The organism is Nonomuraea sp. KM90 (assembly GCF_052246675.1).
Lineage (GTDB): Bacteria > Actinomycetota > Actinomycetes > Streptosporangiales > Streptosporangiaceae > Nonomuraea.
In genome coordinates this window covers 39107-49521 of sequence record NZ_JBQQCB010000004.1, presented here as the reverse complement: position 1 = coordinate 49521, position 10415 = coordinate 39107, and the positions used below count along the sequence as shown (strand labels likewise).

Genomic DNA, 10415 nt, shown 5'->3' with positions numbered 1-10415 from the left:
GGTCCAGCCACCACTTCGCGGAGGAGGCGGCCCCGCGCTGCGCACTCCTGGCTCATGGCGCCCCTCAGCGCGGCCAGATCTGCGATCTTGGCGCGTGTGCGACGCACGACCACCGGAAAAGACCGACGACCTTTGCCGACCGATGAACTACAGTCGTCCGCCATGGCCGAATCCTCCCCCTACCTGACCGCGACGGCGGACGCCTACGACGCCGTCGCCGACCTCTACGCCGACTTCGCCCGAGATTCGCTCGACCGCCTGCCGCTGGATCGCGCGATGGTCGCCGTGTTCGCCGAACTCGTACGGGCCGCCGGACCCCGGCCCGTCGCCGAGGCCGGCTGCGGTCCCGGGCACATGACGGCACACCTGCGTGACCTCGGACTGGACGCCTTCGGCATCGACCTGTCTCCCGCACTGATCGACATCGCCCGCAGAGACCATCCTGACCTGCGTTTCGAGGTGGGTTCGATGGGCGCCTTCGACGTGGCCGACGGCGAGCTGGGCGGACTGCTCTCCTGGTACTCCGTCATCCACATCCCGCCACCGGAGCTGCCGCCGTACCTTGCCGAGTTCCGCCGGGTGCTGGCCCCGGGTGGTCACCTCCTGCTCGGTTTCTTCGAATCCGAGGGCGGCCCGGTGCTGCAGTTCGACCACAGGGTCACGCCGGCCTACCGCTGGCCGATCGACGACCTGGCCGACCTGGCCTGCAAGGAAGGGTTCGTCGAGGTGGCGCGGATGTTGCGCGAGCCTCTGGAGGATGAACGATTCCGCCGCGGCCACCTGCTGATGCGCGCACTGTAGGCCCCGGTACCCGTACACCGGACGGGCGGGCATGCGGGCGGCCTGGCACGGAACACAGGCACGCCGCTGCCCTGCCCGAACGCGCCACGCAACGCGTCTTCTAGGGGTTGAGCGCGGCCCGCAGCCGCTCCGCGTAGGCGCGGCGGCGGTCGGCGGGGAGCCAGTCGGGCTGCGGGGGAGTGCCGTAGAGGTCGTCGCCGGGGTAGCGGGGGAAGAGGTGCTGGTGGAAGTGCCAGACGTCTTGGTTGCCGGCGGGCTCGTTGTGCTGGCGGGTGGAGACGCCCGCGCAGTCGTAGGCGGTGCGCATGGCGCGGGCGAGCATCCGGGTGGCGTCGAAGATCGCGTGGCCGTCGGCGGCGGGGAGGTCGTAGAGGTTCTCGTGATGGGCGACGGGGATGATCAGCAGATGTCCCGCGTTCCGCGGCCACCAGCGGGGGCAGATCATCGCGAAGACGCGCTCGTCGCGGTAGACCACGTCGGGTTCCCGGTCCGGGGTGAGGTGGCAGAACGGGCAGTGGTAGTCGGCGGGTTCGTGGTTGTGCACCCCGCGCCTCCCTGGCTGGTCGTCGGTGTCGTGGAGTCTGTCCCTCCGCGAATCCTGGTCGAACGTCGTGCGGAGCGCTCAGGACCCGGTCGACGGCCGCTCGACGAGATCATCGAGGATCGGCGGTCGGTAGCCGGGGCCTTTGAGCACCTTGCCGTCGGCTCGGCGGAGGACTCGGCCGTCCGCGTCAAGCTTGCTCATGTTGGACCGATGGACCTCGGCGAAGACGGCCGGCAGATCGATCCCCAGTGCATCCGCGGCGCCGTAGGTGACGTAGAGGACGTCGGCCAGTTCCTTGGCCACCGCCTTGTACGCGGCGAGCGGGTCGTCGCCGGTCCGCAGGGCCTTCGCGAGGTCGGTGAGGGCCTCGGCAGCTTCGCCCGCTTCCTCGACCAGCAGCGTCCGGCGGTGTTCCGCCAATTCGGGGCGTTCGGTCCGGGCCTCACCGTCGAACGTCTCGCGGAACTCGGCGACTCGCCGCATCGGCTCATGATCCATGCCCTGACCCTAAGCGCTGGGCGCGACGTCCGACCAAGGTTCGCGGAGCCGCCGCGCGCGACGTCGGCTGCGGTTCGTGGGCTGCCCACCCGCGAAGACGCCCACCGCGAGCACAAGGCGCTGATGGTCCTCGCCGAGAACGCCCGCGACGCTACCCGCCGGGCCCCTCAGGCAGCACGATCCAGCCCTCTATGACGATCTCGATGAGGGAGGCTCGCCGGGGCGGAACAGCTCGTTGTGGCCGAGGCGAGCGGCCTTCGCATACCCATGTGCGCGCAGGAGTTCGCGCAGTTCCTCCGCGCTCGTGTCCGTGCGTTCGCGCTGTTTGACCTCGACCAGCACGGCGCGCGGCCGCAGGGTGCGGAGCGAGCGGCTCATGCCGGTGAGCACGGCGGCCTCGGCGCCCTCCACGTCGATCTTGACGACATCGAGGCGGCGCAGCCCCGTCTCCTCGGCCCAGGCGTCGAAGGTACGCACCGGGACCTGCTCGACCAGTGCCGCATCGCCGTACTCGGACCGTACTCCCGCGTCGGCGGCGTCGTAGCGTGCGTCGCCGTACAGGCCGGCCGTCCCGTGGCGGGCGCCCAGCGCGGTCCGCACGACCTCGACCCGCAGGCGGTTACGGTGGGCGGCGGCGCGGAGCTTGGCGGCGGAGTCCGAGGCGGGTTCGAAAGCGATCACGCGGCCGTCCGAGCGACGCAGGATGCGGGCGGCGGCGAGTGCGTGTACGCCGATGTGCGCCCCGACATCGACCACGACGTCCCCGGCCCGGAGCTCCCGGCGGAGGAACCGCAGGACATCGGGCTCGTAGCGTCCGGTGTAGTACAGGATGGCCTGCAGGTTGTCGCGCAGGTCCAGCTCCAGCCTCAGCCCGTTCCTGCGGACGCGGACCGTCGCGGCCCACCACGGCGGGATCTTGCCAAGGCCGGGGTTCTCACCCGCCAGCCTGGGTGAGATCCGGTACGCGGTCTTCCAGTAGCCGGATTCGCGCATAGCCTGCGCACCGGCGACGAGCCGGGCGACCCTCCTGGCCACACCTGGCGGCAACCGCCGCAGCAGCCTCCAGACGCCGTGGAGTATCCGGCCATCACGCATGGCGACCATACCGTCATCACATCAGCCCGGAGGCGGATCGGCACGTCGGCCTCGGCCCTGTTGCGGACGAAGCGATGGAACCCGGTGACGATGAACACGGTGCCGTCCCAGACTGCGGCGAGGGCCTGGTCGAGGCCGGCCCGGTTGCGGCGGGTGGTGCCGGAGAAGCCGCGGTCGATGTAGACGCGATCTTCCGGAACGCCGCGAGCGAGCAGCTGATCGGTCTGGAGGATGACGTCCTGTTCGTCGGTGCCGCAGCGGGGCCGTCAGAACCCCAGCCCGGCCGCACGGGCCAGGGCGAGCGCCTCGTCACGGTCGTCGACCCCGAGCCTGGTCAACACCATGGACGAGTAATTGCGAACCCTCTTCGGCTTGAGCGACAGGCGATGGGCGATGGCCGTGTTGGTCAGGCCGGCCGCCACGAGATTCAGGGCGTCGTGCTCCCGCGCGGCCAGCCCGGGGATCACGGTCTGCGTGGCGGACCGGCTGACGAGGTGGCTGACCACGCTGCCGCTGAACACGCCGCTGCCGACCGCAGCCGCATGGACGGCGTGCAGCATCTCCTGCCCGTCATGTACGGGCCATGAGAGGACGAGGGACCTTAGGGCGACCGTCTGGGAAGTGTCGCCGATCTGAGGGGATGGTCACGCAGTGAGCCACTCAGGCTATGAGAAAGGCCGCTTCCGATCTTCGGAAGCGGCCTTCTACCTGTGGCAATTCTGTCGGGGTGGCGGGATTTGAACCCACGACCTCTTCGTCCCGAACGAAGCGCGCTGCCAAGCTGCGCTACACCCCGGTGCACGCCGTCGTGCGCGTGCTTGGAAAAGTCTAGCGGACTTCCAAGGTGCTTGTGACCGCCTTTATCTCCGGGGAACCAGCGTGAGGAGCGTCGCCTCCGGGAAGCAGGCGAAGCGGGCCGGGGCGTACGGCGAGGTGCCCAGGCCGGCCGACACGTGCAGCCAGGCCGAGTCGTGGCGGCTCAGGCCCTTGACCCGGGCCCGGTCGATGCCGCAGTTGGTCACCAGGGCGCCGTAGAACGGGATGCAGAGCTGGCCCCCGTGCGTGTGGCCGGCCAGCAGGAGTTGGTAGCCGTCCGCGGCGAAGCGGGTCATGTTGCGGGGCTCGGGTGAGTGCATGACGCCCAGGCGCAGGTCCGCGTCCGCCGGTGCCGGGCCCGCCACGAGGTCGTAGCGGTCGCGGGAGATGTGGGAGTCGTGGATGCCGGCCACGGCCACGTCCAGGTCGCCCACCTTGATGCGGGCCGTGGTGTTGTTCATGTCGAGCCAGCCCTCGGCGGCCATGCCCGCCCCCAACTCCTCCCACGGGAGGGTGGGCACGTGCTGGCGCCGCTCGTTCTTCGACGTGCGCCACAGGTAGCGGGCCGGGTTTTTCGGCTTCGGGGCGTAGAGGTCGTTGGAGCCGTAGACGAACAGGCCGGGGCGGGACAGCAGGGGCTCCAGGGCGTGCAGGAGCGCGGGCACGGCCTCCGGGTGCGCGATCGAGTCGCCGGTGTTGACGACGAGGTCGGGCTCCAGGGCGCCCAGCGAGCGGACCCAGTTGATCAGCATGGTCCGGCGCGGCGTCAGGTGCAGGTCCGACAGGTGGAGGACGCGCACGGGACGCTGGCCGCGCTCCAGCACGGGTACGTCGAAGCGGCGCAGACGGAACCAGTTTCGCTCCACCACGGAGGCGTAGCCCAGCCCGGCCAGGCCGAGACCGAGCATGGACAGGGGCACTGCGACTGCTTTCCTCACGTACTCATGATGCCCGACATCCGGCGCGAGGCGACCGGGTAGTCCGCGCAGGCGGCAAGATGGAGCGCATGAGCGGATTGAAGGACAAGCTGAAGGCCGATCTGACGGCCTCGCTGAAGAACAAGGACGAGGTACGTCTCCGGACGGTCCGGATGGCACTGGCCGCCGTGAACGTCGAGGAGGTCGCCGGCAAGCAGGCCCGGGAGCTGACCGATGACGAGATCATCAAGGTCCTGACCAAGGAGGCCAAGAAGCGGCGGGAGGCGGCGGAGGCGTTCGGCAACGCGGGGCGGGCCGAGCAGGCGCAGGCGGAGCTGGACGAGCAGGCGGTGCTGGAGGAGTACCTTCCGGCGCAGCTCTCCGACGAGGAGCTGGCCGCGCTGGTCGACGCGGCCATCGCCGAGACCGGCGCCGTGGGGCCGCAGGCCATGGGGCAGGTCATGAAGGCCGTCAACCCCAAGGTGGCCGGGCGGGCCGAGGGCGGCCGGGTCGCGGCCGCCGTCCGCGCCAAGCTGGCCGGTTAGCGGGGCAAGGCAGGCCGGTACGCAGCCGGCTAGCGGGCAAGGTAGGCCGGTAAGCGGGCAAGGCAGGCCGGCACAAGGCTGTGAGAGGGCCTCGGCGCCGTCCCAGGGGCCCTGGGACGGGCTTCAGCGCCGTCTCAGCGGGCCCGGGAGGGTCTGGCCCATGTTCTGTGCCATGGGCCTCCCCCCACGTCCGTGGGCGGAGGCCTCAGCGGCCCGGTGTGATCGGTCCGGCGTCGCCGCCGCGCCCGCGGCCGCCTCCGGGCCCGTCTCCGTCGTCCCGCCCGTCGCCGCGCCCGTCAGGGGGCCCGTCCCCGTCACCGGGGTCGAAGATGTCGAACGGGTCGTCCGGCCCTTCCTCGTCCTTCTTCTTCTTGGGCGGCTTGGGCGCGCAGTTGTCCGTGCAGCCGCCGAACCGCGAGCGGTCGACCTCCGCGAACTCGGTCGGCTCGATCCCCTTGAGCGCCTGGATCATGGAGTCCTTCCAGACCCGCCCGGAGATCGACGCGCCGTACACGTACGGGTAGTAGCGCCCCCCGATCGTGATCCCGATCAGTTTGTGGGCCGAGGTGCCGCGCGGGTCGCCCAGGCTGACGGCGGAGGCCAGGTTCGGGGTGTAACCGGCGAACCAGGCCGACATGTAGTTGTCGGTCGTGCCCGTCTTGCCGGCCGCGTCGCGCCCGATGCCGCCGACCTCCTGCATCGTGCCCTTGGTGAACACCCCGGACAGGATGCCGTTGACCGCGTCGGCGACGTCTTCCTCCATCACCTGGGAGCACTTGGGCTTGTACTGCTTGGCCTTGCCGTTCCGGTCCTTGATCTCGGTGATGGCCAGCGGCCTGCAGTATTGGCCGCGCGAGGCGAAGACCGCGTAGGAGCTGGCGATCGTGACGGGGTCGACCTCGTTGACCCCGAGCGTGAACGTCTCCACCTCGGACAGCTTCTGCCCGTCGGCCCGCTTGACGCCGAGCTTCTTGGCCATCTTGACCACGTCGCAGAGCCCGACCTTCTCCTGCAGCTTGACGAAGAACGTGTTCACCGAGCCCCAGGTGCCGCTCTCCAGCGTCTTGAAGCCGCCGCCGCCCTCGCTGGAGTTGCGTACGGTGTGCGACGGGTCGCCGACGTTCTGGCCCTTGCAGTTCTTGAACGTGCTGTAGCCACCGGCGGTGTAGCCGGCCGGGGACGGGAAGCCGTCGCCGTATTTCAGGCCCTCCTCCAGCGCCGCGGCCAGCGTGTAGACCTTGGCCGTCGAGCCCTGCTGGAACCCGCGACCGCCACCGTGCGCCGCATCGGCCACGATGTTGTAGCTCATCTCGTTCTTCTTCTTGCTCTGGCCGAACTTCCGCGAGGCGGCCATCGCCTTGATCTCGCCGGTGCCAGGGACGATCATGGCCTGCGAGGCCACGGGCTTGTCCTTGGTGCTGACGTACTTCTTGATCGCCTTCTCGGCGGCTTCCTGCATCTTCGGGTCGATCGTGGTCTTGATCTTCAGACCGCCCCGCTGGAGCAGCTTCCTGCGCTCGTCCTGGTTCTTGCCGAAGTCCTCGTTGTTGAGGATCTCGTACTGGACGTAGAGGCAGAAGTACGGGACCTCGCTGACCTCGCAGCCGCCGGGCACCTTGACGTCCTTGTAGCCCAGCTTCTTCGCCTTGGCCTCGGCGGCCTCAGGAGGCGTGATCTTGCCGAGCTCGGCCATCCGGTCCAGCACGATGTTGCGCCGCTCGAGCAGCCGCTCGCGGGACTCGGGGCCGACGTTGGGGTCGGTCCTGGCCGGGTTCTGCACCGCGCCGGCCAGCGTGGCGGCCTCGACGAGGGTGAGCTTGGAGGCCGGCTTGTCGAAGAAGCGCCTGGAGGCCGCCTGGATGCCGTGTGCGCCGGCACCGAAGTAGGCGATGTTGAGATATTTCTCAAGAATCTGGTTCTTGGAGTATTTCTTCTCGATCGCCATGGCGTAGCGCAGCTCGGCCAGCTTGCGGGAGACCGTCGGCGCGATGGCCGCCGCCTGCTCCTCGGGCGTCTCGGCCTTGTTGACCAGCACCTGCTTGACGTACTGCTGGGTGATCGAGGAGCCGCCCTGCGTCACGCCGCCACTGGTCAAATTCTTGACGAGCGCTCTGGCCGTTCCTTCCACATCGATCGGTCCGTGCTGGTAGAAACGGAAGTCCTCGATCGCGATCAGCGCCGTCTGCATGATCGGGGCGACCTGGTCGAGGCTTACGGACTGCCGGTTCTCGAAGTAGAACTGCGCGATCTTCTTCCCGTCGGCGTCGAGCAGTTCGGTGCGCTCGGGCAGAGGAGGTTCGTCGAGTTCTTCGGGCTTGAGGTTGAGCCCCTCCACCGCCGTCTTGGTGGACACTCCCGCTCCGCCGACCGCCGGCAACGCCACGGCGGCCGCGAGCACCCCGGCCGCCGATCCGGCGATGATGAGCCGCAGGACGTTGAGGACGGGGTTGGAACGATCTTTGCCACGCGCTTGCACGCTACCAAGAGTACGTCGAAAGACTGACCTTTCCGGTAGCACGACACCATTTCGCCTTGACTGGCGGGGGTGACTAGTCATTCCCGGTCAAGACTGCTGCGAGAAATTGGTCCTCTGGGGTCTGTCGGCCCGAACGTCTAGTTGCGTACGTTCTCCCTGCGGCAACTGAATACGGAGGCTCGGCGCCCGCGCCCGTCGGCCCCAAATGACGACTGACCACCTAAGGGGAGTGGGGTCGAAAAATGTGGATCACGGATTGGACCTCCCGTGCCGCCTGTAAGGGTGCGGATCCGGATGCCCTGTTCGTGCAGGGCGCCGCGCAGAACAGAGCCAAGCTCATCTGCCGGGGTTGCCCGGTCCGTACTGAATGCCTCGCCGATGCGTTGGACAATCGCATCGAGTTCGGGGTGTGGGGCGGTATGACCGAACGGGAACGACGTGCCCTGCTGCGGCGGCGGCCCGACGTGGACTCGTGGCGCGAGTTGCTCGAGTCCGCCAAGGAAGAATACGAACGAACCAACGAGCTGATCGCCGGCTGACCCCAGCCCGGCGGCCGCGTACGGCCGGCGTCGCCCGCCGGCCGTACTTCTATGCGGTCGCCAGCAGATTCCCGATCTGCCGAAGACCCGTCAGATCGTGGACGTCCTCGGACATGGCGCGAACCTGCACCACGGGCACCGTGGGGTGGGCCGAGACGAAATGCTCCTGCTCGCGGCTCTCGCGGGCGGCGAGCTGCATCCGCCCGGCGTGCAGCCGCAGCACGGCGGCGGTGAGCTCGTGCTCGCCCCTCGACTCCAGATCCTCCGCGGCGGCGGCGCTGCGGGCGGCGGAGAGCGCCGAGGCCGGCGACTCATGCACCCGGTTGACCACCAGGCCGGCCAGGGGCATGCGCTCCTCGGCCAGGCGCTCCACGAAGTAGGACGCCTCGCGCATCGCGTCGCGCTCGGGCGCGGCCACCACGAGGAAGGCCGTGCCCGGCGCCTGGAGCAGCCGGTACGTCATGTCGGCACGCTGCCTGAACCCGCCGAACACCGCGTCCAGCGCGGACACGAACGTCTGCAGGTCCTTGATCACCTGGGCGCCCAGCAACTTGGTCATCGCCCCCGCCATCAACCCGAACCCGGCGTTGAGCAGCCGGAACGCGCTGCGCCCGCCGGCCTTGGCCGGTGCGGTCAGCAGCCGGATGAACCGGCCGTCGAGGAAGCGCCCGAGCCGCTCGGGCGCGTCCAGGAAGTCCAGCGCCGAGCGCGAGGGCGGCGTGTCCACGATGATCAGGTCCCACTCGTCCGAGCGGCGGAGCTGGCCCAGCTTCTCCATGGCCATGTACTCCTGCGTGCCCGAGAAGCTGGAGGAGAGGGACTGGTAGAAGGGGTTCGACAGGATCTGGCGGGCCCGCTCGGGGTCGGCGTGCGCCTCGATGATCTCGTCGAACGTGCGCTTCATGTCGAGCATCATGGCGAAGAGCTGCCCGTCGCCCTCGGGCGAGCTGACCAGGCGTGGGGTGTTGTCCAGCTCGGTCAGCCCCATCGACTGCGCCAGCCGCCGGGCCGGGTCCACGGTCAGCACGACCACGCACCTGCCGCGCTCGGCGGCCCGCAGGCCGAGGGCGGCCGCGGTCGTGGTCTTGCCCACACCGCCGGCGCCGCAGCAGACGATGATCCGGGTGCCCCGGTCGTCGAGGATCGCGTCGATGTCGAGTCTGGCGGGCTTCTTCACGCTGCTCCCTGGGTGCGGATGCTCTCTGCCAGCTCGTACAGGCCGGCCAGGTCCACCCCGTCGGCCAGCAGCGGCAGCTCGTACCTCTTCAGCCCGGCCTCGGCCAGCGTCTCGCGCTCGGCGCGCTCCAGCTCCGTGCGGTGGGCGTGCTCGACGATCTCCGCGGCGAGCGCCTCCGCCAGCGCCGTGGCCTGAGCGCCGTCGGCGACGCCGGTCGCCTTGAGCCCGAGCGCGATCTCCTCGGCGTCGAACCGGCCCTTGACAGCCGTGTCAAGAGCGGCTTGGGGCAGGAGTGACTCGCGCACCATGTTGATGAAAATTCCACCCGGGGGAAGGCCGGCGGAGCGCAATTCGGCCAGGCCGTCGAGCGTCTCCTGTACCGGCATCTCCTCCAGAAGCGTGACGAAGTGCACCGCGGTCTCCGGGGACTTCACGACGCCGCTGACGAGGTCGGAGTGGTTCTTGATGGGCCCGACCTTGGCCAGGCCCGCCACCTCCTTGGTGACGTTCAGGAAGCGCGTGATGCGGCCCGTGGGCGGCGCGTCGAGCACGACGGCGTCGTAGATCCGGCGGCCGTTCCTGCCGCGCCTGCGCACCGCCTCGGTGGTCTTGCCCGTGACGAGCACGTCGCGGAAGCCGGGGGCCACGGTGGTGGCGAAGTCGACGATGCCCATCTTGGTCAGCGCGCGACCCGCCCGGCGCATCCCGTAGAACATCTCCATGTACTCGAGCATGGCTTCTTCGGGATCGATGGCCAGCGCGTACACGTCACCGCCCGACGGCGCGACCGCGATCCTGCGCTCCTCGTAGGGGAGCGGCGGCAGGTCGAAGATCTGCGCGATGCCCTGCCTGCCCTCCACCTCCACGAGCAGCACCTTGCGACCGCCTGAGGCCAGGGCGAGGGCCAGGGCGGCGGCGACGGTCGTCTTGCCGGTGCCGCCCTTGCCGGTGACGACGTGCAGCCGTACGTCGGCCCAATCCGTGTCCGGAGAGTCCACGTTTCGAGG

Annotated in this window: 11 protein-coding genes, 1 tRNA gene and 1 pseudogene; 3 read left to right on the top strand and 10 right to left on the bottom strand. The window is 69.5% G+C overall.

All coding sequences use genetic code 11. The features are described from left to right. Window positions 1-162: 162 nt before the first annotated feature. Complete coding sequence (locus ACTWPW_RS06535) at window positions 163-801, top strand: class I SAM-dependent methyltransferase (protein ID WP_443168173.1); 639 nt, start codon at window positions 163-165, stop codon at window positions 799-801. A 100-nt stretch (window positions 802-901) separates the two neighbouring features. Here ACTWPW_RS06535 and ACTWPW_RS06530 read toward each other — a convergent pair whose 3' ends face one another. The 7 genes and pseudogenes from ACTWPW_RS06530 to ACTWPW_RS06500 form a co-directional block, all read right to left on the bottom strand. Beyond that, window positions 902-1345 carry an HIT family protein gene (locus ACTWPW_RS06530; protein ID WP_443168172.1) on the bottom strand — a complete coding sequence of 148 codons (444 nt, stop codon included), beginning with the start codon at window positions 1343-1345 and terminating at the stop codon, window positions 902-904. Between the two features lie 78 nt (window positions 1346-1423). Next, on the bottom strand, window positions 1424-1843 hold the full coding sequence (locus ACTWPW_RS06525) for a MazG nucleotide pyrophosphohydrolase domain-containing protein (RefSeq protein ID WP_375117254.1): 420 nt from the start codon (window positions 1841-1843) through the stop codon (window positions 1424-1426). A 189-nt stretch (window positions 1844-2032) separates the two neighbouring features. Then, entirely contained in the window at window positions 2033-2947 is a 915-nt protein-coding gene (locus ACTWPW_RS06520; protein WP_443168171.1) for an FkbM family methyltransferase, read from the bottom strand. A gap of 53 nt (window positions 2948-3000) precedes the next feature. Continuing rightward, a pseudogene (locus tag ACTWPW_RS06515) lies at window positions 3001-3186 on the bottom strand (recombinase family protein); the annotation flags it as partial. An 18-nt stretch (window positions 3187-3204) separates the two neighbouring features. Next, window positions 3205-3498 (bottom strand): LuxR C-terminal-related transcriptional regulator, encoded by a 294-nt coding sequence (locus tag ACTWPW_RS06510; RefSeq protein WP_443168170.1) that lies wholly within the window; start codon window positions 3496-3498, stop codon window positions 3205-3207. 162 nt (window positions 3499-3660) lie between these two features. Next, window positions 3661-3734 (bottom strand) — tRNA-Pro (locus ACTWPW_RS06505). A gap of 64 nt (window positions 3735-3798) precedes the next feature. Continuing rightward, on the bottom strand, window positions 3799-4662 hold the full coding sequence (locus tag ACTWPW_RS06500; RefSeq protein ID WP_375117365.1) for a metallophosphoesterase: 864 nt from the start codon (window positions 4660-4662) through the stop codon (window positions 3799-3801). Window positions 4663-4760: 98 nt separating this feature from the next. Here ACTWPW_RS06500 and ACTWPW_RS06495 point away from each other — a divergent pair, with 98 nt between their 5' ends. After that, window positions 4761-5216 carry a GatB/YqeY domain-containing protein gene (locus ACTWPW_RS06495; RefSeq protein WP_364137671.1) on the top strand — a complete coding sequence of 152 codons (456 nt, stop codon included), beginning with the start codon at window positions 4761-4763 and terminating at the stop codon, window positions 5214-5216. Window positions 5217-5421: 205 nt separating this feature from the next. On the opposite strand, the gene ACTWPW_RS06490 is transcribed toward ACTWPW_RS06495, so the two are convergent. Continuing rightward, entirely contained in the window at window positions 5422-7692 is a 2271-nt protein-coding gene (locus ACTWPW_RS06490) for a transglycosylase domain-containing protein (protein WP_375117250.1), read from the bottom strand. Window positions 7693-7934: 242 nt separating this feature from the next. On the opposite strand from ACTWPW_RS06490, the gene ACTWPW_RS06485 reads away from it, so the two are divergent. Further along, entirely contained in the window at window positions 7935-8231 is a 297-nt protein-coding gene (locus ACTWPW_RS06485; RefSeq protein WP_020542548.1) for a WhiB family transcriptional regulator, read from the top strand. Between the two features lie 49 nt (window positions 8232-8280). Here ACTWPW_RS06485 and ACTWPW_RS06480 read toward each other — a convergent pair whose 3' ends face one another. Next, a complete protein-coding gene (locus ACTWPW_RS06480; RefSeq protein ID WP_443168169.1) occupies window positions 8281-9408 on the bottom strand; it encodes an ArsA family ATPase in 1128 nt (375 codons plus the stop codon). Continuing rightward, a complete protein-coding gene (locus ACTWPW_RS06475) occupies window positions 9405-10406 on the bottom strand; it encodes an ArsA-related P-loop ATPase (RefSeq protein ID WP_375117248.1) in 1002 nt (333 codons plus the stop codon). Before ACTWPW_RS06475 ends, ACTWPW_RS06480 begins: the two co-directional genes overlap by 4 nt. Between the last annotated feature and the right edge of the window lie 9 nt (window positions 10407-10415).